The sequence below is a fragment of the Mycoplana sp. ABR4_002 genome (assembly GCF_056159645.1).
In genome coordinates, this window is record NZ_JBSWVO010000002.1 from 174,264 (window position 1) to 199,123 (window position 24,860).

The 24,860-nt window shown below is 62.9% G+C and carries 23 protein-coding genes; 18 read left to right on the plus strand and 5 right to left on the minus strand.

Annotated elements, in window-relative coordinates; translation table 11 throughout:
• The first annotated feature begins 738 nt into the window (after positions 1 to 738).
• The 5 genes from ACXAGF_RS21085 to ACXAGF_RS21105 all read left to right on the plus strand — a co-directional run bounded on the left by ACXAGF_RS21085 (position 739) and on the right by ACXAGF_RS21105 (position 6,542).
• Complete coding sequence (locus tag ACXAGF_RS21085) at positions 739 to 1,725, plus strand: sugar ABC transporter substrate-binding protein (RefSeq protein WP_475019500.1); 987 nt, start codon at positions 739 to 741, stop codon at positions 1,723 to 1,725.
• Positions 1,726 to 1,814: 89 nt separating this feature from the next.
• Positions 1,815 to 2,912, plus strand: a complete 1,098-nt coding sequence (locus ACXAGF_RS21090) for an ABC transporter permease (RefSeq protein ID WP_475019501.1) — start codon at positions 1,815 to 1,817, stop codon at positions 2,910 to 2,912.
• Between the two features lie 99 nt (positions 2,913 to 3,011).
• Entirely contained in the window at positions 3,012 to 3,956 is a 945-nt protein-coding gene (locus ACXAGF_RS21095; RefSeq protein WP_475019502.1) for an NAD-dependent epimerase/dehydratase family protein, read from the plus strand.
• Between the two features lie 102 nt (positions 3,957 to 4,058).
• Complete coding sequence (locus tag ACXAGF_RS21100; RefSeq protein ID WP_475019503.1) at positions 4,059 to 5,459, plus strand: amidase; 1,401 nt, start codon at positions 4,059 to 4,061, stop codon at positions 5,457 to 5,459.
• Positions 5,460 to 5,639: 180 nt separating this feature from the next.
• Positions 5,640 to 6,542: an NAD(P)-dependent oxidoreductase gene (locus tag ACXAGF_RS21105; RefSeq protein WP_475019504.1), complete on the plus strand. Its 903-nt coding sequence runs from the start codon at positions 5,640 to 5,642 to the stop codon at positions 6,540 to 6,542.
• Between the two features lie 91 nt (positions 6,543 to 6,633).
• Here ACXAGF_RS21105 and ACXAGF_RS21110 read toward each other — a convergent pair whose 3' ends face one another.
• Both ACXAGF_RS21110 and ACXAGF_RS21115 read right to left on the minus strand, forming a co-directional pair.
• Positions 6,634 to 7,437: a CoA-transferase gene (locus ACXAGF_RS21110; RefSeq protein ID WP_475019505.1), complete on the minus strand. Its 804-nt coding sequence runs from the start codon at positions 7,435 to 7,437 to the stop codon at positions 6,634 to 6,636.
• A complete protein-coding gene (locus ACXAGF_RS21115; RefSeq protein ID WP_475019506.1) occupies positions 7,434 to 8,336 on the minus strand; it encodes a CoA transferase subunit A in 903 nt (300 codons plus the stop codon). Before ACXAGF_RS21115 ends, ACXAGF_RS21110 begins: the two co-directional genes overlap by 4 nt.
• 264 nt (positions 8,337 to 8,600) lie before the next feature.
• Here ACXAGF_RS21115 and ACXAGF_RS21120 point away from each other — a divergent pair, with 264 nt between their 5' ends.
• Genes ACXAGF_RS21120 through ACXAGF_RS21135 form a run of 4 tightly spaced genes read left to right on the plus strand, consistent with a single transcriptional unit; the run spans position 8,601 to position 12,890 of the window.
• Positions 8,601 to 10,163, plus strand: coding sequence for a sugar ABC transporter ATP-binding protein (locus ACXAGF_RS21120; protein WP_475019507.1), 1,563 nt, complete (start codon positions 8,601 to 8,603; stop codon positions 10,161 to 10,163).
• Entirely contained in the window at positions 10,163 to 11,239 is a 1,077-nt protein-coding gene (locus ACXAGF_RS21125) for an ABC transporter permease (RefSeq protein WP_475019508.1), read from the plus strand. Before ACXAGF_RS21120 ends, ACXAGF_RS21125 begins: the two co-directional genes overlap by 1 nt.
• Positions 11,236 to 11,463, plus strand: coding sequence for a hypothetical protein (locus ACXAGF_RS21130; RefSeq protein WP_475019509.1), 228 nt, complete (start codon positions 11,236 to 11,238; stop codon positions 11,461 to 11,463). The genes ACXAGF_RS21125 and ACXAGF_RS21130 overlap by 4 nt, the downstream gene beginning before the upstream one ends.
• The gene (locus ACXAGF_RS21135; protein ID WP_475019510.1) at positions 11,460 to 12,890 is read left to right on the plus strand and encodes an amidase; all 1,431 of its coding nucleotides are present in this window, start codon (positions 11,460 to 11,462) and stop codon (positions 12,888 to 12,890) included. Before ACXAGF_RS21130 ends, ACXAGF_RS21135 begins: the two co-directional genes overlap by 4 nt.
• A 35-nt stretch (positions 12,891 to 12,925) precedes the next feature.
• On the opposite strand, the gene ACXAGF_RS21140 is transcribed toward ACXAGF_RS21135, so the two are convergent.
• Positions 12,926 to 14,428: an aldehyde dehydrogenase family protein gene (locus tag ACXAGF_RS21140; RefSeq protein WP_475019511.1), complete on the minus strand. Its 1,503-nt coding sequence runs from the start codon at positions 14,426 to 14,428 to the stop codon at positions 12,926 to 12,928.
• Between the two features lie 275 nt (positions 14,429 to 14,703).
• Here ACXAGF_RS21140 and ACXAGF_RS21145 point away from each other — a divergent pair, with 275 nt between their 5' ends.
• Entirely contained in the window at positions 14,704 to 15,723 is a 1,020-nt protein-coding gene (locus ACXAGF_RS21145) for a LacI family DNA-binding transcriptional regulator (protein ID WP_475019512.1), read from the plus strand.
• Here ACXAGF_RS21145 and ACXAGF_RS21150 read toward each other — a convergent pair whose 3' ends face one another.
• Positions 15,724 to 16,482, minus strand: coding sequence for an SDR family NAD(P)-dependent oxidoreductase (locus ACXAGF_RS21150; protein WP_475019513.1), 759 nt, complete (start codon positions 16,480 to 16,482; stop codon positions 15,724 to 15,726).
• Positions 16,483 to 16,733: 251 nt separating this feature from the next.
• Between ACXAGF_RS21150 and ACXAGF_RS21155 the strand changes: the two genes are divergently transcribed.
• The 8 genes from ACXAGF_RS21155 (at position 16,734) to ACXAGF_RS21190 (ending at position 24,302) form a co-directional block, all read left to right on the plus strand.
• Complete coding sequence (locus tag ACXAGF_RS21155) at positions 16,734 to 17,021, plus strand: carboxymuconolactone decarboxylase family protein (RefSeq protein ID WP_475019514.1); 288 nt, start codon at positions 16,734 to 16,736, stop codon at positions 17,019 to 17,021.
• 87 nt (positions 17,022 to 17,108) lie between these two features.
• Positions 17,109 to 17,837, plus strand: coding sequence for a cyclase family protein (locus tag ACXAGF_RS21160; protein WP_475019515.1), 729 nt, complete (start codon positions 17,109 to 17,111; stop codon positions 17,835 to 17,837).
• A gap of 16 nt (positions 17,838 to 17,853) precedes the next feature.
• Positions 17,854 to 18,753 (plus strand): CoA transferase subunit A, encoded by a 900-nt coding sequence (locus ACXAGF_RS21165; protein WP_475019516.1) that lies wholly within the window; start codon positions 17,854 to 17,856, stop codon positions 18,751 to 18,753.
• Positions 18,750 to 19,571: a hypothetical protein gene (locus ACXAGF_RS21170; RefSeq protein ID WP_475019517.1), complete on the plus strand. Its 822-nt coding sequence runs from the start codon at positions 18,750 to 18,752 to the stop codon at positions 19,569 to 19,571. Before ACXAGF_RS21165 ends, ACXAGF_RS21170 begins: the two co-directional genes overlap by 4 nt.
• Positions 19,572 to 19,596: 25 nt before the next feature.
• Complete coding sequence (locus ACXAGF_RS21175; RefSeq protein WP_475019518.1) at positions 19,597 to 20,787, plus strand: CaiB/BaiF CoA transferase family protein; 1,191 nt, start codon at positions 19,597 to 19,599, stop codon at positions 20,785 to 20,787.
• Between the two features lie 143 nt (positions 20,788 to 20,930).
• Complete coding sequence (locus ACXAGF_RS21180) at positions 20,931 to 22,664, plus strand: acetolactate synthase catalytic subunit (protein ID WP_475019519.1); 1,734 nt, start codon at positions 20,931 to 20,933, stop codon at positions 22,662 to 22,664.
• Between the two features lie 19 nt (positions 22,665 to 22,683).
• On the plus strand, positions 22,684 to 23,679 hold the full coding sequence (locus tag ACXAGF_RS21185; protein WP_475019520.1) for a dihydroxyacetone kinase subunit DhaK: 996 nt from the start codon (positions 22,684 to 22,686) through the stop codon (positions 23,677 to 23,679).
• Positions 23,676 to 24,302 carry a dihydroxyacetone kinase subunit L gene (locus ACXAGF_RS21190; RefSeq protein ID WP_475019521.1) on the plus strand — a complete coding sequence of 209 codons (627 nt, stop codon included), beginning with the start codon at positions 23,676 to 23,678 and terminating at the stop codon, positions 24,300 to 24,302. The genes ACXAGF_RS21185 and ACXAGF_RS21190 overlap by 4 nt, the downstream gene beginning before the upstream one ends.
• A 141-nt stretch (positions 24,303 to 24,443) precedes the next feature.
• Here the strand turns inward: ACXAGF_RS21190 and ACXAGF_RS21195 are convergent, their stop codons facing one another.
• On the minus strand, positions 24,444 to 24,836 hold the full coding sequence (locus ACXAGF_RS21195; RefSeq protein WP_475019522.1) for a cupin domain-containing protein: 393 nt from the start codon (positions 24,834 to 24,836) through the stop codon (positions 24,444 to 24,446).
• Positions 24,837 to 24,860 lie beyond the last annotated feature (24 nt).

Below are 24,860 nucleotides of genomic sequence, written 5' to 3' on the forward strand. Positions count from 1 at the left end.
CAAGATATTACAATGGCCTATCTTGCGCGAGGAACAGCGCATGAAACACACCTACTCCCCAGATCGACATGGACGCAGGCCGCAAGATTGGTCGGTAGCGGATTGCCGGGATCGGCATCGATAGGCGTGCCGCGAACCTCGGTCGCCAACGCTCGACGATTCTCCGCGAGGTCAAGCGCAACACTTTGGTCGATCCGCAGATGCCTATCTGATCCTTGTACTTCTTCAGTGTGCGTTCAATCACCTCTGCATCGTCGGATATGTCGTCGATGACGCTGTCCTTGGCATTGTGCGGAAAATCTGGGCATCCGAATTGCAATCAACCTCGTCGTGAGTGTCAACCTTTCTAGTCACTGATCGAAAGGACTAGCTGCGCTCGACACAACGGCTTGAACAATCGAGATCAGTTGGCGAAACGTTATTATTCTGTTGATCTGAGCGCCTTTGCCGATCGATCCGCAACGCCCTTGCAAGTTGACGACCTTGTGGCTCGGCCGCGCAGCAGTCTATTTTCAGGTCGGCTGTGGGGAAAACACAAAAAAAACAACACTTAAGGCAATTTTTCGAATTGGGGCCTCCACCTCGAATGCCATGACATTAGCAGCGCCGCGATATTTTTGAGTTCCGTCTTGAATTCGCGCAAACATTCGCTATGGTGAGAGCGTGATAAAAACGTTTCTATGGGAGATGGAAATGAAAAGTCATTTAAGAGTGGGGGCAGTCGCTGCTGTTGGGTTCATGGGTATTTTGGGTGCGGCGAACTCCGCTGAACCGGAAAAGCCGCTGATCGGCTTCACCTCCACCGCGCTGACAAACCCCTATACGATCACCTTTCACGAGCTGATTCAGGGCTATGCGAAGGACAACGGCTTCAACCTGCTGCCGACCGTGGACAGCAACAGCGACGCGGCCAAGCAAATCGATGACATGACAACGCTGATCAGCGCCGGCGTAAAGGGCATCCTGCTCGAGACGGTCGACGGCAAGGCGGTCAAGGTGGCGCTTGATCGCGCGCAGGCCGCCGGTGTCAAGGTCGTCGCGGTAGACACGGGCCCGGACGAGGGGGGTGGCCATGTCGCCATGACGGTGACGGTTTCCTCCTACGTCCTCGGTCAGCGTTCCTGTGAGCAGCTCGGCCAGATCATGGGTGGAAAAGGAAAGGTTCTGGAAATCCAGGGCCGCCTCAACAACCAGGTCGGCGTCGACCGGTCGGAGGGGTTCAACGACTGCATCAACGAGAACTTCCCCGAAATCAAGGTCGTGTCGAAGCAAGGCGAATGGATCGAGGACAAGGCGACAACCGCCGCCCAGACCGTGCTCAGCACCGACCCCGAGGTCAATGGCATCTATCTGGCGAGCGACTCGGCCTATCTTCCGGGCATTTTGAACGTGCTCAAGCGGCTAGGTCGGCTCGAAAAGGTCGGCAGCCCAGGGCACGTCCCGATCGTTGGCATCGACGGCTCTCCCTTCGCGCTCGAGCAGATCCGCGACGGCTATCTCGACGCCACAATCGGCCAACCGATGACCGACTACACGGAATGGGGGTTCAAGTATCTCGATGCGGCAATGAGAGGGGAGACGTTCGAGGTCGGGCCAACGGCTCATGGTTCGGAGATCATCGTCGACAGGAGCGGTAATCTGGCCGACATCCTGCCGCCGACCGTCATCACCGTCGAAAATGCCGCCGATCCGAAGCTCTGGGGCAATCAAGGCCACAACAACTAGGGCTCGCATAGCAGGGGGCGGTGTTGCCATCTGCCCTCTGCGGCGCCCTGCCAATGGTCGGTGCATCTATCCTCAGGGGAGAAGCCCAAGTGTCCGAACAGCAGAGCATGGAAAATTCGACGGCCGCGGCCGTGCCAGATGGTTCCGGATCCGGGAGGCCCGGCCTCCTGGCCTTGTTGGGGTTGCGTGAACTGGTCCTTCTGCCGGTGATCGCCGTCATGCTTCTCATCGGCAGCCAACTCCATCCGGCCTTCATGACGTCCTACAACATTTGGTACAACGTGCTGGGCGCTTCCGCGGTCTTGATGATCCTCGTCGTTGCCGAGTCCCTATTGATCATTTCAGGGAAGTTCGATCTCTCGCTTCAGTCGACGGTCGCGCTTGCCCCGATGGTCGGCGTTATGCTCGTCGTGCCGCAGGCGGCGGGAGGCTGGGGCCTCGAACTCAACCAATATGCCGGTATTGGCGGACTCTTCCTTGTCGGGCTTGCCGTGGGTGTCTTCAACGGTCTTCTCGTTACGCGTTTGCGGCTGAATGCGTTCATCGTCACCTTGGCGATGCTCATCCTGCTGCAGGGATTGACCATGGGTACCGGCAGTGGCCGCACCATCACCAAGCTGCCGCCCGCGTTCCAGGCCATCGGCCTGACCTCGATCTTGTCCGTTCCCGCGGAGGTCTGGATCGCCGGGACCGTCGTCCTTGGCGCGTTGCTCTTCGTGCGGTTTCACGTCGTCGGGCGGGAGATTTACGCGATCGGGGGAAATGCCGAGGCGGCGCGAGCGGCGGGCGTGCGCGTGGAAAGAGTGACGTTCGGCCTGTTCATCGCAGCCAGCCTCCTTGCCGCGCTGGCGGGGCTGCTTTTGACCTCGCGCATTGCCTCCGTCTCCGCCAACCAGGGCGCCGACCTCATCTTCACCGTCTTCGCGGCGGCCGTCATCGGCGGCATTGATCTCAATGGAGGAAAGGGGCGTCTGATGGGCGCAGCGACGGGCGTCTTTCTCATCGCGATCGTCCAGAACCTGCTCGTTCTATCGGAGGTTCCGCCCTTCTGGGTCACGGCGATATACGGAGCCGTCATCATGGTGTCGATGATTTTTGCGGCAGTCTCCGGCGCCATTGGCGACTTCATCCGCATCGCCGCTGTCACCCGGGGCGTCCGGTCGCACCAGCGGGAAGCGGCGCGCTGAGGCGTCCGCAATCTGCAAATGCTCTTGCCAGCCGCCGACAACCGAGGCGGCGGCCGCCCCAAGCAACTGGTGCCGGCAAGTCCGGCGTAGGAGGACCAAATGAAAGTGCTCGTCGTTGGCGGAAACGGCTTTCTCGGCCGCAGCCTGATCAAAAAACTGGTGGACCGGGACCACGAGGTCGTGGTGATGGACGTGGCTGTGATCCCAGATCTTTTCCAACCGTTCGGCGACGCGGTACGGGTCGTCCGGGGAGACGTCACCCAGTTCGACGAGGTGATGGAGGTGATGCAGGCGTCGGCGCCCGACCGGGCCGTGAACCTGTCCTACCATCTTGCCAGCGACGTCCCACCGCATCGCGCGCTGAAACTCAACATTGTCGGGATGGACAACTTCTTCGAGGCGGCGAGGCTGTCCAGGATCCAGCACACGATCTATGCCAGTTCGTTCATCGTGAACGGCGACCAGCGGTACTTTGGAGAGCGTCCGATCAACGAGGACGACCATCTCTACGGCGAGGATCAGTATTCGGTCCACAAGGGTTTCAACGAATGGCAGGCGCGCGACTACTGCGAAAAATACGGCATGACGATCACGGGCTTCCGCCCCGCCAACATCACCGGATTCGACAAGGTGCACGGCTCCATGGATCACGTCCGTTGCGTCGTCCTTCCAGCACGCGGTGAGGCCGTTACGTTCGGCTACAAGCAGGCGGTCTGGTGCCCGATCCACATGGAAGATGCCTCTGAGGCCCTGACGCGCATCGTCCTGGCGGAGAAGCCGAGACACCGGATCTACAACACCGGCGGCACGGCGATCCGCATGGGCGAACTGGCCGATATCGTTCGCTCGTTTCTTCCGGATGCGCAGATCAGCTTCAGGCACGAGACTGGCGGCGAGCACTCAAACCCCATCAACTATCTGATCGACAACACGCGTATTGTGGAGGAGTTCGGACTGTCCTACCCGCCATTCCGGTTGCGGGTTCTGCAGATCATCAACGACGTGCGTCGATCCGCCGGTCTCCCAGTGCTCGAGGCTGCGTAGGGAAGAACCGGCTTGCCCGGGCAGACGGCTTGTTCCGCTGCGTCCGTGCAGCGAGGTACGAACAGGCGACACCATCGACCAGTGGGGAGGCCCGCGATCCGCATGCCCGAAGAATGCCTGCACTACAGCTCGATCTCTGCTGTCGCACATGCGCTGCGAACCCGCTCGCTGACATCGGAGACGCTTTGCCGCCAACTGCTGGCTCGCATCAGCACACTGGATCCGCGTCTGAACAGCTACATCTCGGTCCTGGCCGGCTCGGCCCTTTCCGAGGCCAGGCGGGCCGATCTGGAGTTGGAGCGCGGCATTGATCGCGGCCCGCTGCAAGGCGTGCCGCTTGCCGTCAAGGATCTTCTTTTTGCCGTCGAGGGACCTACGACCGGCGGTACCGCCATCCACCGCGAACATCGGGCCGGTTTCGATGCCACGGCAGTCCGCCGGCTACGCGCAGCCGGGGCCGTCCTGCTGGGAAAGCTGGCCATGACCGAGGCGGGTGGCATGATGCATCACCCGCATTACGCCGACCCGATCAATCCCTATAATGAGCGACTTTGGACGGGCGTCTCCTCCTCTGGAGGCGGCGTGGCCACGGCGGCTGGCCTTTGCTTCGGCAGCCTCGGTTCGGATACCGGCGGCTCCATCCGATTTCCAAGCGCCTGCAATGGCCTGACCGGTCTGCGCCCGACCTGGGGGCGCGTCAGCCGCCATGGCGTCCTCCATCTGGCGCAGTCTTACGACACGATTGGCCCGATGTGCCGTAGCGCGGCGGATGCCGCGCATCTGCTGGCCGCTATCGCCGGTGGGGACGACGAAGATCCCACCTGCCTGCGGATGCCGGCTCCCGACTACGCGGCCGAGCTTCGGAGCATTGCTGGCGCCCGCGGCCTTCGGGTCGGTATCGACTGGTCCTATGTTTCGGACGGGGCCTCCGAAACGACCGTCACCATGATGCGCCACGTGGTGGAAGTCTTGTCCAGCCTTGGCGCCCACCTCATCGAGGTTGACCTGCCAGACACCAGGGAGTTCTGCCTCCGGGTTACCGATCTACACATGGCCGAACTGGCCCTGTCGCATTCGGCGTCCTTCCCCGAAAAAGCGACGCAATACGGTGACTGGTTGCGGCGGGGTATCGAGCGTGGTCGCGCGCAGAAATCGGCAGACCTCGCCGGCGCTGCGATCGCCCGCGACAAGTTCAAAGGGCAACTCGCCAGGATTTTCCTGGGTGCAGACATCATCCTTCTGCCGGTGTTCGCGCGCGGTACGCCGACCAGGGCCGAGGCAGAGTGGCTGACAGAAAACGAGCCCCAGACCTTGTTCCGCTTCACCATTCCCTCGGCCGCCGCCGGGTTGCCGAGCCTGACGCTGCCCGCGCCGATGTCCGAGGGCGTGCCGGCTGGCTTTCAGATGGTTGGGCGGGCTTGCGAGGAGCACGTGCTGCTGCGCGCGGGACATGCACTGCAACTGGCAACAGGGTGGCACCTCGAGCGGCCCGCAATTGCATGACCGGCACGACGCGGGGCGTGCTCGTCAAGGGCTTGCGCTGCGATCCTTGCCACTCACACAGCGTCGCGAGGCGGGGCCAGCGCGACAGAACTCACATGCGGCTCGTCGTCAAGGTCGGCAACAGTCTACCGATCTTGTCGATGAAGCCGACAGACATACAGCGATCGGGAGACATCTGAAATGACACAAGAACTGCCGCGCAAGATCGGGTTCATCGGCCTTGGAAACATGGGCCGCCCGATGGCTGAAAACCTCGCCCGCGCCGGCGCAAACCTCGTGGTCCGCGATGCTGACGCGAGGCGCCAAGCAGCGTTTGCCCGGGCATTCGGAGCACAAGAGGGTGGCGATCCGGCCACCTTTGCCGGTGCCGAGGTCGTCGTGACGATGCTGCCCAACGGCACCATCGTCCGCGATGCCCTCGTTGGAAGCGGCCTTGCCGACCACCTTGAAGCTGGAGCGTTGGTCATCGACACAAGCTCAGCGGAGCCGCTGCTCACGCGGAAGCTCGCGCAGCAGCTTGCCGAGCGCGGGATAGGGCTCGTCGATGCGCCGGTTTCAGGCGGTACGCCCAAAGCAATCGACGGGACCCTTTCCATCATGCTGGGAGCGGACTCTGATGAGCTTGCCCAACGGGCTTCGACCGTGCTGTCGAAAATGAGCGCGCGGATATTCCGGACCGGCGCGCTCGGTACCGGGCATGCGATGAAAGCGTTGAACAACTACGTCCTCGGTGCCGGCTTTGTCGCCGCCGCCGAGGCCTTCGTTGTCGGGGAGAAATTCGGACTCGCACCGAGGACTATTGTCGACGTCCTCAACGCCTCTTCCGGCCGCAACGTCAGCACTGAGGTGGTGTTCACCACCGAAGTGCTGACCCGCAGGTTTGCGGCAAATTTTACCTTCGGCCTGTTTTCCAAGGACGTGGGGATTGCCGCGGAACTGTCAAAGCAGCTCGAGATCGACAGCCCGCTGCTGGACGACGTCCATCGCGCGCTTTGCGAGGGAGGGCAGGCACTCGGCATGGCGACGGACTATTCCGAACTCGTTCGCCTTCTGGAGCAGCGGGCCGACGTCAGAACCGGCTGAGCTTCGCCGACGGTCGGCCGGTGTCGCGGCACGCGCCGGCCGAGCGCTGCCGGCGGTGGTGGCCGGGGGGCGGGGTGGGCGGCGCCGCGCCTTAGTGGCGAAGTAGAATTTTCCCGGGATCGATCTGCGAGCGTATCAGTTCCAGTTCCGCGTCGCTCGGGGCAGCCGTAGTCGGGATTTCTTGCGGCAGGGCAGGCGTGAACCCGAGATTATCCAGCACGTCATCGATGTGCACGCCATCGTGGAGGCTTTTGAGGCGCATGCTGCCGTCCCCGGTCTCGAAGTCGAAGATGGCTTTGTCGGTGATAACGATCGCAGGTCCCCCAGGGCCCAGGCCCCATTGTTCTCTCGAGCGGCCGTCACGCGCATGGCCGACGCTGGTGACGAAATCCACCCTGTCCACGAAGTTGCGTCGGTTGAGGTCCATCATCACAATCGGACGTCGCACGAACGCGAAATGCTCGGGCTGGGCCAGGCAGCCAACCAAGCGGACGGTCGGCCTTGCATAGTCTCCGATCGCCGTGATGTTGAGATTGCCGAAGCGATCGATCTGCGCACCTGAATCGAAGGAGACGTCGAAGCCGCGACGGGCCAGCATGTCGCACTTGTACCCGACGTCAACCGGGCTGGCGGCGGCGTGCCAGCGCGTCAGGCTGTCCTGCCGCAGATGTTCCGGGAAAGAGGAAAGGTCGGGATCAAGGAGGTTTCCCCAATAGACCGACGCTGCCGGGGCGTGTGTCATTTGCGCAAGGCGAAGTCCGGCCAGAGGTATGCCGACGGCGAGCGCGAATGCCCGGCCGTTTGTTCCCACGCCGACAAACACGAGGTCTTCGTCTCGGATGCAGTGGGCGACCTGTACGGTGAGCAGTTCGTTGGTCGTATGGGAGGTCGTCATTCCCAGGTCCCTTCCTGCGCCACGCGCAGTTGTTCGAGGGGCGCCCGCCCTCCGATTTGATCGAGGTAGTGTTCATGATCCCGCAGCTCCAGCACATATTGGCGGAGATAGTCCTGGGCGCCCTCGCGGGTCGCTGACGCCTCGATATAGGCCCGAAGGTGCCGTTCGTCCTCGTCGTAGAAGCCGTCAACGGCCGCCGGGTGGGCGCCGTAGGGGACTTCGACGATCGCCTCGACGAGGTGGCCGGGAATATAGGTCAAAGCGGGCTGCCGCGTGATCCGGTCATGCGGAACGATGGTCTCGACCGTGACGATCAGCCTGTTCGATGCCGCCGCCATCATCTGGTCGACATCGTCGCTGTCGCGCACGAGCGGCCATTGGACGTTGCCGAATTCGTCGCCTGCATAGCCGTGGAGAATGGTGAATTCCGTGCTCGCGGCCTCGACGGCAAGCAATCGCTCGCCCGAGATTGGGCATTGATACTCCCGGATCTGTTCCGGGTTTTTCAGCGCGACATCCGAACCGAACAGGGTCTTGATCGGCAAGGAAGGCAGGCCCTGCGCGGCTGCCCTGAGGCGGGCGACCATGGCCGTTTCGGAAAAGTCTCGGACCTCGATGGATCCTTCCTCCACCGCCCGCCGGAAATTTGGGGCGAGCCCATGACTGAACAGCCCGGCATAGATGCCTTCATAGTGCGCAAGAGCGCCGGCGGCGGCCAGCATGTCGACCGACGTGGTCGCGGCCCAAGTCATGACCTTGAGGTCATGGATGCGATTGCGGATGAGCCATCTGACCGCTGCGTTCGGAGGGCGGCGCAGCAGGGACCCGCCGAGGGTGAGGGAGGCGCCAGACGAGATCGGGGCCAGTGCCTGGTCGAGCGTTGCCAGCTTTCTCTTCATCGCAGTTCCGCCGCTTTGACTCTAATCTGAACAAGAAAAACGTTTCATATTCATATGTCAATAAAAATAAGCCGCAAAACAACAGGAAAATGGCCGACAATTGGCGCAGATGGTCATGTCTTGAAAAACGTTTCGATTCGAGTAATATGCGCTCCGTTGCGGTCTTCCGCGGAGCCTGCAACGCGGCTGGCGCTACCCCGCTCGCGGGCCGCGGCGACGCGCCGGTCGCATTTCTGGATGCCACACCGACCATCGGAGACCCAGATGAACGCAACATTAGAGCTTCGCGCGCCAGAAGCCTCGGCAGGTGCCGTCGGCGAAGCGGTCGAAGTCCGGGGTGTGTCGAAGAGCTTTGGCTCCACCCGGGCCCTGATTGATGTCAGCATGTCAGTGCCGGTCGGCGACGTACGCGCGCTTGTCGGCCGCAACGGGGCGGGCAAGTCAACGATGGTAAGCCTGTTGAGCGGACTTCTTACTCCCGACAGCGGTGCAGTATCCATCGGGGGGCTCGCCCCCGGTTCGTCCAGGGCCGTTGCCTGTGTCTATCAGCACTCGCGGCTCGTGCCGGCGCTCACCGTTGCCGAGAACGTCATTATCGGGAGCTATCCGCGTGGGCGTTTCGGGCGGATCGACTGGAAGGAGATCGACCGGCGCGCCCGTACGATACTGGCGCCATGGGGGTTGGAGAACTTCGCATCGATGGTAGTCGAGGACCTCGACCCGGTGCAGGCCAAGGTCGTGGAAATTTGCCGTGCCCTTGCGCGTAAGCCAAGGGTCCTGCTGCTGGACGAGCCCACCGCGGGACTCGACCGGCGCGATGCCGAACATCTCTTCGGCTTCATCGAGCAGTTGAAGCAGCAGCGGGTCACTATCCTTTATGTGTCGCACCACCTCGACGAGATCTACCGCCTTTGCCAGAGCGCAACCGTCCTGCGCGACTCGCGTCATGTGGTGAGCGCCCCGCTGGCCGAATTGCCGAAGCAGGAACTGGTGAAGGCAATGGTCGGGCCGCAGATCGGTGCCGTCTCGTCGGGGCAGAGCCTTGTCGACGCGCGAACCGCCGCGCCCCATCGGGTGGCCACAGCCGACGATGCCGGGTTGGTTGTCCAAGGGCTGTCCTATTCCGGTCGCCTGATCGACTTCCACCTCACGGTCAACAAGGGGGAATGTGTCGGCGTCGCCGGGTTGGAGGGGGCCGGCAAGGCCGAACTCGGTGCTATTTTGGCTGGCCTCGTCGAGCCGGACCAGGGCCAGGTGCTCGTGCACGGTAAGAAGCTGCGCCTTGGCGACGTTCGCCGCGCCCTCGAGGCAGGGATCGGCTACGTGCCGCAGAACCGTCACGTCCAGGGGATGGTGCTGTCGCTCCCGGTGAGCGAGAACGCGACGATGACGGCGGCACGGCGGCTTGCCCGCCCGTTGATCCCTGGCGTTCTCGACGTTCTGCTGCAATCCGATCGCGACAGGGTCTACGACAGGCTCGCGCGCATGTGGCAGATCGTTGCTGCTTCGCCGCAACAGCATATCAGTGCATTGAGCGGCGGAAACCAGCAGAAATGCGTGATGGCGCGCGGGCTGGCCACCGGGCCGAAGGTGCTCGTCCTGCAGAACCCGACCGCAGGGATCGATGTTGCTGCCAAGGCTTCGATCACCAGAACCCTGCGCCAGGTTCTGGCGGACGGGGCAAGCGTCGTTGTGATCAGCGAGGACGCCGACGACTTTGCGTTGTGTTCCCGCATCGTGGTGCTCAACAGGGGGCGTGTGGGGCGCATCCTCGGTGATCGCTGGACGGAGGATGAACTCGTGGCCGTTATGCAGGGAGTGGATTGATGACTCGACTTACGGCGGGCACCGGCCCTTTGGCAATTCCGGCTTCCGGACGAAGAAGTTCGAGCTCGAGGCAACTGTTCCTGTTGCCGGTCATGCTGCTCGTGTTTCTCGCGGGAAGTCTGATCCACCCTGTGTTTCTGACCTGGGAAAACCTGGTGACCAATGTCCTTGCTGCGTCGGCGGTGCTGGCCGTCCTGACGATGGCGGAGTCGATGCTGATCATCGCCGGCAAGTTTGACCTCTCCCTGCAGTCGCTCGTGGCACTCGCCCCGATGCTGTCGGCCTATCTGGTCGTTCCTACGATTGCAGGCGAAGTGGACACAGACCTGCACCCTGCTTTTGGCATCGCCCTGCTTTTCGCGATCGGGGCGGTCATCGGTCTGGTGAACGGGCTTCTCGTCGCGCTGTTGAAGCTCAACGCCTTCATCGTGACACTCGCGATGCTCATTCTCCTGCAGGGGATCACGCTGGGCGTGTCACGCGGCAAGACCATCTACGATCTCCCGGACGCCTACACGCTCATCGGAAGGACTGCACCGCTGGGCGTTCCGCTGGAGGTCTGGATTGCTGCCGCGGTCATTTCAGCGTCGGCATTTTTCATGCGCTACACTGTGGCTGGTCGCCAAATCTATGCGATCGGCGGCAATGTCGATGCTGCGCGCGCGGCCGGCGTCAAGGTCGAGCGGGTGCTTGTCGGGCTGTTTGTCGCTGCGGGCATGCTTGCCGCTCTGGCTGGCCTGCTGATGACGACTCGGATTGCCTCAGTGACCGCCAACCAGGGCAACGGAATCATCTTTACGGTGTTTGCGGCCGCCGTGATCGGCGGCATCGACCTGAATGGGGGGCGAGGCCGAATCATCGGGGCTGCCACAGGTGTCCTGCTGCTCGGCATGATCCAGAACCTGCTGGTGCTGTCTCAGGTGCCCTCCTTTTGGGTTATGGCGATCTACGGCGCGGTCATCCTGCTTTCGCTGATGATTGGTTCGGCTGCGGACGCGGGCAGGCTGCTGCTGGCGTTTCTTTCTCAGGCTGCGTGGTTCCCGTTCGTGCCGACCAAGGGAGATGCAGGGCGATGACCACGGACCCGGACACGACAGACGCACAATTGAAGACGCAACTGCGCAACGCCGGGCTGGTGGTGGCGAACATCGGGCCGGCAACGCTGGACCTCGCAAGGGAGTGGGTCGCCGGCGCCCGCCGCCTCCGCGAGTTGGTCGACCGCAGCCTTGGACCTGGCGTCGGGCCGGTGACAACGTTCACCCATCCGGTCAAGCCGCAGATCAAGGATACCGAGAAATGACGAACCTTCCGGATTCGCCGCAGGCGGCCCTATCGGACACGATCGCCCGCACGGCGATGGCTTTGCGGGCGGGCCGGTTCACGATCCCGCAGCTGGTCGCCGCATCGCTCGACCGCGTCGCGGCGACGGGGCACTTGAACGCGTTCATCAGCGTGTTCGCCGACGAGGCGATGCAGCTGGCTCATCTGCATCAGGGGCTCCTCGATGCCCGCTATGATCTCGGTCCCCTGCATGGAATCCCGGTCGCGCTCAAGGACAACATCGATCTGGCCGGAAAGCGGACCACCGCCGGAAGCGCCCTGATGCGGGCCAATGTCGCGGCAGAGGATGCGACGCTCACGAAGGCGCTGAAGCGCGCCGGCGCCATTGTTGTCGGCAAGAACAACCTTCACGAATTCGCCTGGGGCGGGACCACGGCCAACGCGGTGTTTGGTATTGCCCGCAATCCATGGAACGCCGATCACAGTCCTGCCGGGTCCAGCGGTGGTTCTGGCATCGCCGTCGCCGCGCGCGCGGTGTTTGCTTCGATCGGAACAGACACGGGCGGTTCGATCCGCATCCCCGCCGCCTTCAATGGCGTAAGTGGCATTCGCCCCACGATCGGCCGGGTCAGCAATGCCGGTGTCTTTCCGCTGTCCTGGGGTCTGGATACCAGTGGCCCTCTGGCCAAGAGCGCCGAGGACTGCGCCATCGTTCTGGAGGCGATTGCGGGCTACGACGCGGGGGACGCGCAGTCGGCCCCGGAAACCTCAGGCAGCCTGCTTCGCGATCTCGACCTCCCTCTCGAGGGCCTGTCGCTGGGGCTTATCGACGGCTACTCACGATCGGCCGTCCAGCCGGCCGTCCTTTCGGCCTTCGACGCCGCACTGGCGATTTTCGAGCAGCTCGGCGCATCCATCGTGCCGCTTCGTTTCGCCGATCTCGATGCGCTGATGGACGCGATGATCGTGATCGACGCGGCAGAACCAAGTGCGATCCACGGCCCGATGCTGCGGGGGCGTGCCGGAGACTATGGCGGCGACGTGCGCGCGCAACTCGAGGCCGGCTTTGTGTTTTCGGCCGTAGACTACATCCAGGCGCAGCGCTACCGGTCGCATATTCGCGATCAGTTCCACGCCGCATTTCGCCGCGTCGCGGCGGTGCTGACGCCGACTATCGCCTATACCGCGCCGCGGATCGGTCAGCTCGACGTTGAAATCGACGGCAGGCTCAAGAACATTCTGGCCAATAACATGCAGTTCACCTCCCTGGCCAGCTTGGCCGGTCTTCCAGCCATCAGCGTTCCGATCGGACTCGATCAGGCAGATCTGCCGATCGGCCTGCAAATCGTCTGCCCAGCTTTCGAAGAACGCCAGGCGCTCCGTATTGGCCATGCCTTGCAGAAGGCTTCCGGGCATCACCGGGCGGCGCCGCCCGGCTGGGCGTAACGGGCCGGCGCCGCTGTCGCGCCGACCCCGGGGCTTCATGTCAGCTTGGCCGCGACCGATTTGACCTCCGTGTAGAGATCCAGGGCATCCTTGCCCAGCTCGCGCCCCCAGCCTGATTGCTTGAAGCCACCGAAGGGCCATGCGGGCTCGGCGTAGTTGTGGGTATTGATGCCGATGCCGCCCGCCTTCAGCTTTCGCGCCATCATATGGGCGGTCTTCAGGTCCCTGGTCCATACGCTGGCGCGTAGGCCGTAAACTGTGGCGTTGGCAAGGGATGCGATGGAGTCGAGGTTGTCATCGCCATAGGGCTGGATGCAGACGACCGGGCCGAAGATTTCATCCCGCGTCACCCGCATCGAGCCACTGGTTCCGGCAAGGACCGTTGGCTGGACGAAATGCCCCTTGGTTCCGGCAGCCTGCCCGCCGGTCACGACCTGCGCGCCCTCGTCTCGGCCCGCCTCGATGTAGCCGAGCACGCGCCGGCGTTGATTGCCCGACACCAGCGGACCAAGCGTCGTCCTGGCATTCAGGCCGTGACCGAGGTTCAGCCGGTCCGCCGCGGCAGCCACGCCCGCGACGACCCGGTCGTAGATGGAATGGTGGGCGAACAGCCGCGAACCCGCGGTGCATGTCTGTCCCTGATTGTAGAAAATGGCATCCGCCGTTCCGGTGATCGCCGCTTCGAAGTCGGCATCGGGAAAGACAATCGCCGGCGACTTCCCGCCGAGTTCGAGCGAGACGCGCTTGAGATTGCCTGCGGCGGCCTGGACGATGAGCTTGCCGACGGCCGTGGATCCGGTGAAGGCGACTTTGTCGACATCGGGATGCTCGGCTAGGGCGGCGCCCGCCGAATTTCCGTACCCGGTGACAATGTTCAGGACGCCCGGCGGCACACCGGCCTCCAACGCCAGTTCGCCGAGCCGCAGCGCCGTCAGGGACGTCAATTCCGAGGGCTTGAGAACGATCGTGCAGCCTGCCGCCAGTGCCGGCGCGACCTTCCAGGACGCCATGATCAGGGGATAGTTCCAGGGGATGATCTGCCCGACGACGCCGATGGGTTCCTTGATGGTATAGGCGTGGTATTCGCCTTCCGAGGAGACCGGTATCGTCTCCCCGGTGAGCCGGGTCGGAGCGCCGGCAAAGTATCGGAAAACGGCGATCGAATCCGGGATGTCGTCCGTTTTCGCCTTCGCCAGCGGCTTTCCGACGTCGAGCGACTCGAGCTCTGCGAGTTGGTCGGCATGCCGTTCCATGAGGTCGGCCAGTCGCCAGAGGATCTTTGAACGCTCGGCGGGCTTCGTTCGCGACCACGGGCCTCGCTCGAATGCGGTTCGGGCGACGGCCACGGCGCGATCGATGTCCTTACTTCCTCCTGCCTGGATCGAGGCAATGATTTCCTCCGTCGCCGGATCCTCTACCGGGATTTCGCCGCCTTCCAGTGCCGCGACCCAGTTGCCGTCGATCAGCAATCGGTGACGCTGCTCGAGAAAGCGGGCGGTGGATGGCAGGAGGTCCGGTCTGGCACAGTCAACTCTCATAATTCCCTCCGTATGGAAAATCACGACGTGCAGTCGTTGGGATAGACTATAGAAACGTTTTTATATGAGCAAGAGCGGCAATTCTGCCGACAAATGCGGTTAACTTCTAGGAACGGCGGCGAATCGGAGGAAACGCCATTCAAATTGCACCTGATGCGAACGGCCTTGCATCCGAAAAAGTGCTTCAAAAACAACGTCTCGAAACGTTATCTTGCATTCGTTGGGCGCTTGTTGCATATCTGGCGGGTATGTATTGCCAGGGAGACTGCAATCGAATGACGAAGCAACGGCGGGTCACCATCAAGGACGTTGCGCGCGAAACGGGCCTGGCCTTTTCCACGGTGTCCAACGCGCTCTCCGGCAAGGACAATGTCCGTCCTGACACGCGCGAGTTGGTGATCAACACGGCAAAGAGGCTGGGTTACAGAACGTCGCGGGTGGCGCGCGCGCTGCGTTCGAACCGCAGCTTCGTCATCGGTGTCCTGATTGCCGACGTTGCAAATCCATCTTCTGCCGACTTTGTCAGGGGCGTCGAGGATGTTCTCAAGCAGGTCGGATGTACGATGCTTCTGTGTAACACCGACGAAGAGCTGGCGCGCCAATTGACCTACATGAACAATTTTCTCGACCATCAGGTCGATGGCATGGTGCTTATCTCCCAGCACTGCAACCAGAAAGAGGTGGTGGACCTGCTGGATGCCGTGCCGTCGGTGCTGGTACAGCGTCGCGACAGCGAGCATCGCTTTGACTATGTCGGTGCCGACAACACGAACGGCATCATTGACGCCATGCGGCACGTCTATGCGCTTGGCCACCGTCGCGTGGGCTTCGTTGCGGGCCCGCGGGATTCCAGCTCGGCGCATGAGAGGCGCGCCACCTTCGTCGATCACGCCGGCGATGTCGGATTCGACACCGACCCCGACCTGGTGTTCGATGGCGAATATACCTTCGATTCGGGCGCCAAGGCAGCTGCCTACTTCCTGCGCCGGCAGAAGCGCCCGACCTGTATACTTGCGAACAGCGACATGAACGCGCTCGGCGTGATGCAGTACCTGCTGGATGCGGGCCTGTCGGTCCCGAACGACATGTCGGTGGTGGGGCTGGACGACATCAAGCTGGCCGGATTTCGCGGCATCAACCTGACGACCATCCATCTCTCCAAGCGGGAGATTGGCGCGCGGGCGGCCGAACTTCTGCTGCAGCGTATCCGGCATCCGGACCGACCGCCCCAGACCGAGGTCCTCGACACGCGCCTGGTCATCCGCGGGACTACCGGCAAGGTGCCTGCCCCGTGATCAGGCATGCCACAGCCGAGCGGATACGCCGCCGTCCACGAGCAGGTTCGTGCCGGTGATGTAGGCCGCCTCAGCACTGGCCAAGAACGCGACGGCAGAGGCTATCTCTTCGGCCTTTCCCAACCGGCCCAGCGGCTGCTTCGCAAGCATGCTCGACAGGGCGGCATCGCGGTCCTGCACCGTGTCCAGCCATGCGTCAACCATGGCGGTGTGAACGACGCCCGGGCTAACTGCGTTGACCCGGATGCCCCGAGGGGCGAGTTCCAGCGCGCTGCTTTTGGTTAGTCCAAGCACGCCGGCCTTGGACGATGCGTAGGCGGCAAAGTTCTCGATCGTTGCGCCGGAGTGGTAGGAGGAAATGTTGACGATCGATCCATTTCCGGTCGCGGCCAATGCTTCCGTGGCTGCGCGCGTGGTCAGGTAGGCCGCGCGGAGGTTGATGGCCTGGACGTCGTCCCAGTCCTCGGGTCGCGTTTCCGCAAGCGCCTTTGGAAGGGTGATGCCCGCATTGTTCACGAGCGTGTCCAGGCGGCCAAAGTGGGAGATGCCTGACGCCACGGCGATGGCGACCTCTTCCGGTCGCCGAAGGTCGCACTGGATGAAGATAGTCGGTGCGATTGCGCCCAACCCGCCGGCTAGCTCTTGCCCCCGGGCATCCCTGTCGATGAGGACCAGCTGCTTTCCCTGCTCGGCGAATCGGGTCGCGATGGCGGTCCCGATGCCGTTCGCTGCGCCGGTGATCATGATCGTCGGCCCCATCTGCTCCTCCCGTTGGTGTCAATCAATAAAAACGTTTCTATAACGGATGAATCCTGACTTGCAAGTGAAATTGTGCGCGGCAGATCGACGTTTCTGCGCGCCCTCGGGCGATGGGGTAAATGTCGTGACTTATCGGGATTTGTCGCCGTGAAACGGTTCCTGAAAATCTCCCCTTGACATCGGCAGGAGGAATAGGTGTAAATAAAAACGTTTCTAGTAATGACCGGCTCGCATGTTAGGCAGGAGGAAAGATGACCGAGACCCCGAACCTCATGGAAAAGTTCACGTCCCTAACCGACGACGTGCTCTATGGTGATATCTGGCAGCGAGAAGGGCTGAGTGTGCGCGACCGCTGCCTTGTCACGGTTTCAGCGATCGTTGCTCTCAACCGGCTTGAGCAACTGCCGTTCCACCTCAAGCGAGCCCTGGACAATGGCGTCACGCTCCCCGAAATCGAAGAACAACTGACGCACCTTGCATTCTACGCCGGGTGGCCTTGCGTCGTCTCCGCGCGCGAAGTGCTGCGCAAGTTGATCTGAACTCCCAAGCGACCGCATGCGGCTGCGGCAATTCGGTCGCAGCCGGCAGTGGGCCGCCCAGGAAAGTCGTGCCGGGAGGAGATAGCAATGCACACTGGCAAGCCTGACGAGATCCACAGATTGGTGACCAGCATGCGGGCCGTCGACCTTGCGCCGAAGCTGGAGCCGGGAATTCCACGCTGGCCATCGCATCCCCATCTGATCGTCGATCAGACCGTCAATCACGCGCATGATGGCTATTCCTGCCAATGCCTAATGCTGCCGGAGCATGCTGGTTGCCACGTCGATGCTCCCTACCACAACCACGAGGGTCTCGAGACGGTCGAAAATCTCGACCTTTTGTCCCTGGTCGCGCCGGCGGTCCTTTACGATTTCGCCGAGCTCAATCTGCGGCCGGGCGACATGGTGACAGCCGAGATGGTTGAGAACTACGAAAAGGCGAAGGGGGTGGCGGTCGGGCGGGGCGAGATCGCTTTGGTGAATTTCGGCTGGATGCAGAAATTTTGGCGAACCGACCGCGAGGCGCAGTGGTACGCGCTCAACTGCCCGGGGATGAGCGAGGATGCCGCAATCCTCTTCAAGGAGCGCGGCATCAAGGCCATCGGTGCCGACACCGTCGCCGTGGAGATCCCGATCGTTGATGGCAGGGCAGGGGAGGCCGCAGGCCATCTCAAGCACTGGCTCCCGAACAACATCCTGATCATCGAGATGATGGCAAACCTCGAGCAGCTGAATCTCCGGAGCTATTTTATTGCGGCCCCGCTGCCGATCGCCGGCGGGTCGGGCTCTCCGCTTCGGCCGATCGGGCTCACATGAACGGATTGGTGATGCCATGACGCGGAAGTCCAAGCTTAGTTCCCTCGAGGAGGCCGCCGGCCTTGTTGCCGACGGAGACAGGGTCGCCTTCGGTGGATTTGCAATCTACCAGCGACCGATGGCGTTCGTTCGCGAACTTGCCCGGCAGGGGCGCCGTGACCTGACGGTGGTCGGCGTGGTCAATTCCATCGAGACTGATCTGCTGGTGGCCGCCGGATGTGTCCGATCGATCGAGACTTCCTACGTCGGCCTCGAAAATTTCGGGCTGGCCGCCAACTTCCGGCGGGCCGTCGAGGCGGGCGAGGTCGCCGTCGTCGACTATCCGGAGTTGCTTGCGTGGGATCGGTTCCGCGCCAGCCAGGAGGGGCTGCCGTTCTGGCCTTGCACCTTCCTCGGCGGTAGCGACGTGGCGGCGCTGAACAGCGGCATCGTCGCCTTCGACTGCCCGATTACGGGGCGACGGATGTTTGCCGTTCCGCCGGCCGACCCGGATGTCGTGGTCGTTCACGCCTTGATGGCCGACGAACTCGGCAATGTCGCGTTCCCGCCAAGACGTATGTTGCCGCAGAGCGTGGACGTCACCCTTACCCGTGCTTGCGACGTTGTTATCGTCACGGTCGAAAAGATTGTCAGCACCGAAGAAATTCGCAGGCATCCGGAGCTCACCGAGATACCGGCCTTTCGAACAACCAATGTCGTTGAGGTGCCATACGGCGCCCATCCCACATCCACGCTCGGCGCTTATGGCACAGACGTCGACCATGTCCGTAGATACGCACAGGCGAGTGCCACGGTCGAGGGAACCGGCACATATCTCGACGCGTTCGTGCGCGGGCCGAGCGACCACGCCGCCTATCTCGCGACCGTGGGCCTGCATGATCTCATTGCCCTCCGAACCGTGGAGTTGCCGCGATGACGCCCGTGGAATTCACCGTTGAGGAACTGCTCGCGATCCACCTTGCCAAGAGTTTTGCAGATGGCGAGGTGGGTTTCACCGGCCTTGCGACCGGCGGCGCGGCGGCGCTCTACATCACCGGTATCCCGCTGGCGGCGATGGAGTTTGCGCGCCGGACCCACGCCCCGAACCTGACCATCCTGCTGTCGGGCTGGGTGATCAATCCGGACATTGCGGCCTTGCGCGCGTTGCCTGACGCGGAGTTCGATCCGTCCATGCAAAGCGTGCCTTGCGAGGCGCAAATGCAGTCCTATCCGGGGCACTACGCCGTGCGGCGCGGCGACGTCGATTTTGGATTCGGTTCGGGGGTTCAGGTTGATGTCGAGGGCAATGTCAACAGCGTCTGCATCGGCGATTACGGCCGCCCGTCGGTTCGGCTGGTCGGCTCGATCCTTCTGCCCGAGCACATGACCTGCTTCGGGCGGGAATATCTAATGATGCCGCACCACAAGGCCCGCAATCTGGTGGAGCGGGTCGACTACGTGTCTGGTGTCGGCTATCCGGGTGGCAGTGAGGGCCGCGCGCATCTTGGCCTGGACCGCGGCGGTCCCAAGTGGATCGTCACCCCGAAAGCCATTTTCGATTTCGACACAAAGGCCGGCGCCGCGCGGCTGGCCAGCATCCACCCCGGCATCGCCGCAGAAGACGTGCGGGCGAACACCGGCTTTGCGATTTCGACCGACGTCCCGTCCACACCAGCGCCCACCCGCGAGGAACTGGCGATCCTGCGGCGTGAGGTCGATCCCAACGGAATACTGATACCGCACCCGGATTCTTGATGCGGCGATGAACAGGAGTTGAAACATGTCTGAGGCGCTCAAGGGGATCAAGGTTCTCGACCTCTCGCGATTCATAGCAGGTCCCCATTGTGCCATGGTCCTTGGCGACCTGGGTGCTGATGTGGTCAAGGTCGAAAAAAGCAGGGTCGGAGACGACAGCCGGCACCTTCCCCCGTTCCAGAATGGCGAAAGTCTCTACTTCATGGCGCTTAACCGCAACAAGCGCTCGATCACGTTGAATTTCAGGGAGCCCAGGGCGCAGGAATTGCTGAAGCAGTTGGCGGCTGAAGCCGATGTCCTGATCGAGAACTTCCGTCCCGGTACGCTGGAGCAGATGGGATGCGGCTGGGACGAGCTCAGCGCGATCAATCCTCGGTTGATTCTGACGCGGCTCTCCGGTTTCGGGCAGGACGGTCCCTATGCGCAAAAGCCCGGCTTCGACGGGATTGCCCAGGCAATGAGCGGTCTGATGGAACTGACCGGAAGCCCCGACGGACCGCCGACCCTCGCTGGCACCTTCTATATCGACTACATGACGGCAATGTATGGCGTCACCGCCACCCTTGGGGCGCTCCTCGCCCGCACGAAAACGGGTCGGGGCCAGATGGTCGACGTTTCGTTGCTCGATAGCGCGGTATCGCTGCTGACAACGGCGATCCCGACGCAGATGCTGATGGGGGAGACGCTCACACGCACTGGAAACCGGGACCGCTATTCCGCGCCCGCCAATGTCTTTCGCGCCGGCGATGGCGGCTACATTTTGTTGCTGGCCGGAACGGATCCGCTGTTTCGTCGGTTTTGCCGAGCGATTGGCCAGCCGCAACTGATCGAGGACCCGCGATTCGACAGCATTCCCAACCGCCTCGCCAATGCAGGCGCACTTGAACAAGTCATCCACGGCTGGTTGGAGACGCTGTCCGCCGATCAGGCGGCGCACCTCCTCGACGAGGCCGGTATCCCTTGCTCGAAGGTGGCAACCCCGCGCGATGTGGTCGAGAACCCGCAGTTGCGGCACCGTCGTCAGATCGTGGAGATGGAGCATCCAAAGTCCGGTCGGATATGCACCGCCGGCACGACGATGATGCTCTCGGATACACCATTGAGCATAAGGCGCACGCCGCCTCTGCTCGGCGAGCATACGGTGGATGTAATGACCGAATGGCTGTCGCTCGATCCCGCCGTCATCGAAGAGCTCAAGTCAAGCGAGGCGATCTAGGGGCAAGGCGATGGCGCATTCACGCGTCGAACAATAAAAACGTTTTTCTTGATCGTTGCGACGGACAGGGACTGCGTCAGCAAAACCAACCGTGCGGACCCGGATCATTCGCTCCAGGGCCGAAAACCAAGTGAGGCACGAGGATGAATTTCAACACACAGGCAGTCGCCCGAGTGAACATGACGGGAGCGGACGTATTTGCCGCAGCTCTCAAACGCCATGGCGTCGAGGTAATCTTCGGGCAGGCGATACCGGCGGCCTTGTTTCTTGCCACGCCGGCGCATGGAATCCGGCAGATCGGCTACCGTACGGAAAACGCGGGTGCCATCATGGCGGACGCCTATGCCCGGATTTCCCACAAGGTGCCCGTGGTGACCGCACAGAATGGTCCGGCCGCAACGCTTCTGGTTCCCGGTCTCGCCGAAGCCTACAAGGCATCCGTCCCGATTGTCGCGATCGTGCAGGACGTCGCGCGACCGTTCGCCGACAAGAACGCCTTCCAGGAACTGGACCACCTCGAACTGTTCAAGGGGTGCACCAAATGGGTGCGGCGGATCGCCGACGTTGAGCGGATCGACGAGTATGTGGATATGGCGTTCACGGCCGCCGCGTCCGGTCGTCCCGGACCCGTCGCCCTGATCGTCCCGATTGACCTGTTCTCCGAGAAGGCGAACAGTGAGGCGAGGCGGAGGGACGCCAACCTCGGAGCTTTCCCGCTCGATCGCATGGCTGTCGATCCGGCCAAGGTCCGGGAGGCGGCGGCTCTTCTGGCGCGTGCGGAGCGTCCGCTGGTCATCGCCGGTGGCGGGGTCCACATTTCCGGTGCAACAGCCGAGTTGGCCGCTCTGCAGGAAACCTGCCACCTGCCGGTGGCGACGACCCTGATGGGCAAAGGCGCGGTCGACGAGACGCACCCGCTGTCATTCGGCGTCGTCGGGTATTTCATGGGCGAGCGCGCGCGTTCGCAGCATCTGCGCGCGGCGGTGCAGGAGGCGGACGTCATCCTGTTGGTCGGCAACCGAACGAACCAAAATGGCACCGACAGCTGGAGTCTCTATCCCCGCAGTGCCACCTATATTCATCTGGACATCGACGGGCAGGAGGTCGGGCGGAACTATGAGGCGTTGCGGCTGGTCGGCGATGCAAAGCTTGGCCTCGCTGCCGTGGCCGCGGCCCTGTCGGAACTAGACCTCAGCAAGCGCCAAGCGGCGCGCGCCGATCTCGAGCGGACGATCGCCGACGCTTTGGCGAAAGGCAGGGCGACTGCCCTGGCGTATGAGACCTCGGACGCGTCGCCCGTTCGGCCGGAGCGGCTGATGCACGATCTGGACTCGGTGATCGAACCGGGCACCATCGTCGTCTCCGATGCAAGCTACTCGTCGATCTGGGTTGGAAGCTTCCTCACCGCACGTCGTCCCGGACAGCGTTTCGTGACGCCTCGGGGCCTTGCCGGGCTCGGCTGGGGACTGCCGTTTGCGATCGGTGCGAAAGCCGCGGCCCCGCAGTCGCCCGTCTTTGCGCTCGTCGGCGACGGTGGCTTTGCCCACGTCTGGTCGGAGTTGGAAACGGCGCGGCGGATGGGGCTCCACGTCGTCGTTGCCGTGCTGAACAATTCGATACTCGGCTATGAAAAGCACGCCGAGAAGGTGAATTTTGGCGCCTATTCCGATGCCTGCGACTTCACGCCGGTGGATCATGCAGCAATCGCAAGGGCTTCGGGTTGCCGCGGCATCCGCATCGAAAATCCCGGCGATTTTCTGCCAGCGCTGAAGGAGGCCCTCGCCGACCAAACAACGACGGTTCTCGACGTCATTACCGAGGAGCGCGCCTACCCGCCGATCTCGGTGTTCGGCGATCATCCGGCATTGGCCTACTAAGGAGCGAGGAAACCCTGGAATGAAGAAGCTGATGAACGAAGCGACCTCGTATGTGGAGGAGATGCTCGAGGGCTATGTTGCTGCCCATCCGTCTCTTCGACGGACCGGCGAATCGGGAAGGGTGATCGCGAGGACGGGCGTGGGCGGGGCCAAGGTCGGCGTGGTGTCTGGCGGCGGTTCGGGACACCTGCCCCTGTTTATGGGCTATGTCGGCAATGGACTGCTGGATGCCTGCTCCATCGGTAACGTCTTCGAGGGCCCGACCGTCGGCTCCTGCTATGATGCCATCACGGTCGCAGATACCGGAAAGGGGGTCCTGAGACTCTATGGTAACTATGGCGGCGATCGCATGAACTTCGATGCTGCCGGCGAACTCGCCGAGGAGGACGGCATCGCGACGACGACCGTGCTCGGCAATGACGACATTGCGAGCGCGTCGGCTGAGGAACGCGGCAAGCGCCGCGGCGTTGCCGGTATCATTTATGCCTACAAGGCGGCCGGTGCGGCGGCGGACTGGGGCGGTGACCTGACCGAGGTCACCGAACTCGCTCAACGCACGGTCGACAGCACCCGGTCGATCGGCGTCGCGCTCTCGCCCTGCACAATTCCCGGATCCGCTGGGCCTTCGTTCCAGTTGGCAGAAGACCAGATCGAGATGGGGATGGGCATTCACGGGGAGCCCGGCATCTGGCGCGACACGCTTCGTCCGGCAGATGCACTGGTCGACGAGATGATCGACCGGCTTCTCGCCGAGAGGCCGGCTGGCGCTGGCGCCGATGTGTCTGTGCTCGTCAACAGTCTGGGCGCGACGCCCATAGAGGAACTGTTCATTCTATATGGTCGCGCCGAGGCTCGGCTGCGGTCGGCCGGCCTGCGGGTGTTCCTGCCGCTCGTCGGCCACTTTGCTACGGCGCTCGAAATGGCTGGCGTTTCGGTCAGCCTTTGCTTTGCCGACAGCGACATGAAGCGGGCCTTCGATGCACCCGCCGCCTGCCCCTTCTGGAGGGTGGCATGACCGGGATCACGGTGCGCGAAATCGCCGCGGCCGCAGACCGGGTCAGAGTGGTGATTACCGAGCGGTATCAGGAGCTTAATGCCGCCGATGCCAGGCTCGGCGATGGCGATACCGGCACGATGCTGCTACGTCTGGCCGAGGCTGTCGCCAGTGTCGACGCGAACGCGGACGACGATGTCGGAATGCTGTTCGTCCAGATGGCGCGTGCTGCCATGAGGGCCACGGGGTCAAGCCTCGGCACCCTGATCGGCACGGCGCTAAGGGCCGTCGGCCAACAAACAAAGGGCAGGGCGGAAGTCGACGATGGGGATTGGACGGCTCTTCTGCAGGATGCGCTCGACGCGATGATGGCCCGCGGCGGAGCGTCGCTCGGTGACAAGACGATTCTCGACTCCATCAAGGCGCTGATCGACGCACCCGACACCGCTGGGGAACGGGCGGGGGCTGCCTATGTGGCCGCCTGCAGGGCTGCACTGGACGCCTTCCGCTTGCGGCCCAACAGGGTCGGTCGGGCTCGGATGTTCGGGGATGCCACGATCGGGATCGACGATCCCGGGATGCTGGCATGCTGCCTGATGCTCGAGGCGATCCTTGCGCCCGCTCCGACGCGGGCCGAGGCGTAATCGTCGACTGCTAGCGAGCCGGCGCGCATCATGCGGTGCCGGCTACTGCGTTGTCGCAGGCAGTTTATCGCGCCCGGCCGCATTCTCTCCCAAGACAACCGGTCCCTGGCGGCGCCCGTGGGCGCCGCCAGGCCTCTCGGTCTAACGCGAGACCGGCTCCATCCAGGTTGCTTCATCGTCGGCATTGATCGCGATGTGAATGAAGGCCTGGTCGGGCGCGGCGCCGTGCCAGTGCTTGACGTGGGGCTCGATCAGCACGGTGTCGCCCGGAAAGAGCGTCGCGATCTCCTCGCCCTCGCGCTGGAACTCACCGACCCCGACGATGCAATGAAGGATCTGGCCCTTGGGGTGGCTGTGCCAGACAGTTCGCGCGTTGGGCGCAAACAGCACGCGATTTGCGGCCAGCACCCCGGGCATCGGGGCGATAGCAAGGGGATTGATTGTCACGTCGCCGGTGAACCGGTCCGAAGGTCCCTTGAGATAGGCCTTGGCGTCCGCGCGGTAGACATTCGTGGCAGGTTTCAGTTCCGTCATCTGTCGCTCCTTGTAGAATTGATC

What these genes read in the sequence shown, in the direction of transcription:
- ACXAGF_RS21180 (WP_475019519.1), top strand. Translation starts at nt 20,931, where the DNA reads ATGAATTTCAACACACAGGCAGTCGCCCGAGTGAACATGACGGGAGCG.
- ACXAGF_RS21160 (WP_475019515.1), top strand. Translation starts at nt 17,109, where the DNA reads ATGCACACTGGCAAGCCTGACGAGATCCACAGATTGGTGACCAGCATG.
- ACXAGF_RS21125 (WP_475019508.1), top strand. Translation starts at nt 10,163, where the DNA reads ATGACTCGACTTACGGCGGGCACCGGCCCTTTGGCAATTCCGGCTTCC.
- ACXAGF_RS21145 (WP_475019512.1), top strand. Translation starts at nt 14,704, where the DNA reads ATGACGAAGCAACGGCGGGTCACCATCAAGGACGTTGCGCGCGAAACG.
- ACXAGF_RS21185 (WP_475019520.1), top strand. Translation starts at nt 22,684, where the DNA reads ATGAAGAAGCTGATGAACGAAGCGACCTCGTATGTGGAGGAGATGCTC.
- ACXAGF_RS21135 (WP_475019510.1), top strand. Translation starts at nt 11,460, where the DNA reads ATGACGAACCTTCCGGATTCGCCGCAGGCGGCCCTATCGGACACGATC.
- ACXAGF_RS21095 (WP_475019502.1), top strand. Translation starts at nt 3,012, where the DNA reads ATGAAAGTGCTCGTCGTTGGCGGAAACGGCTTTCTCGGCCGCAGCCTG.
- ACXAGF_RS21165 (WP_475019516.1), top strand. Translation starts at nt 17,854, where the DNA reads ATGACGCGGAAGTCCAAGCTTAGTTCCCTCGAGGAGGCCGCCGGCCTT.
- ACXAGF_RS21105 (WP_475019504.1), top strand. Translation starts at nt 5,640, where the DNA reads ATGACACAAGAACTGCCGCGCAAGATCGGGTTCATCGGCCTTGGAAAC.
- ACXAGF_RS21140 (WP_475019511.1), bottom strand. Translation starts at nt 14,428, where the DNA reads ATGAGAGTTGACTGTGCCAGACCGGACCTCCTGCCATCCACCGCCCGC.
- ACXAGF_RS21110 (WP_475019505.1), bottom strand. Translation starts at nt 7,437, where the DNA reads ATGACGACCTCCCATACGACCAACGAACTGCTCACCGTACAGGTCGCC.
- ACXAGF_RS21100 (WP_475019503.1), top strand. Translation starts at nt 4,059, where the DNA reads ATGCCCGAAGAATGCCTGCACTACAGCTCGATCTCTGCTGTCGCACAT.
- ACXAGF_RS21190 (WP_475019521.1), top strand. Translation starts at nt 23,676, where the DNA reads ATGACCGGGATCACGGTGCGCGAAATCGCCGCGGCCGCAGACCGGGTC.
- ACXAGF_RS21170 (WP_475019517.1), top strand. Translation starts at nt 18,750, where the DNA reads ATGACGCCCGTGGAATTCACCGTTGAGGAACTGCTCGCGATCCACCTT.
- ACXAGF_RS21175 (WP_475019518.1), top strand. Translation starts at nt 19,597, where the DNA reads ATGTCTGAGGCGCTCAAGGGGATCAAGGTTCTCGACCTCTCGCGATTC.
- ACXAGF_RS21085 (WP_475019500.1), top strand. Translation starts at nt 739, where the DNA reads ATGGGTATTTTGGGTGCGGCGAACTCCGCTGAACCGGAAAAGCCGCTG.
- ACXAGF_RS21120 (WP_475019507.1), top strand. Translation starts at nt 8,601, where the DNA reads ATGAACGCAACATTAGAGCTTCGCGCGCCAGAAGCCTCGGCAGGTGCC.
- ACXAGF_RS21115 (WP_475019506.1), bottom strand. Translation starts at nt 8,336, where the DNA reads ATGAAGAGAAAGCTGGCAACGCTCGACCAGGCACTGGCCCCGATCTCG.
- ACXAGF_RS21195 (WP_475019522.1), bottom strand. Translation starts at nt 24,836, where the DNA reads ATGACGGAACTGAAACCTGCCACGAATGTCTACCGCGCGGACGCCAAG.
- ACXAGF_RS21150 (WP_475019513.1), bottom strand. Translation starts at nt 16,482, where the DNA reads ATGGGGCCGACGATCATGATCACCGGCGCAGCGAACGGCATCGGGACC.
- ACXAGF_RS21130 (WP_475019509.1), top strand. Translation starts at nt 11,236, where the DNA reads ATGACCACGGACCCGGACACGACAGACGCACAATTGAAGACGCAACTG.
- ACXAGF_RS21155 (WP_475019514.1), top strand. Translation starts at nt 16,734, where the DNA reads ATGACCGAGACCCCGAACCTCATGGAAAAGTTCACGTCCCTAACCGAC.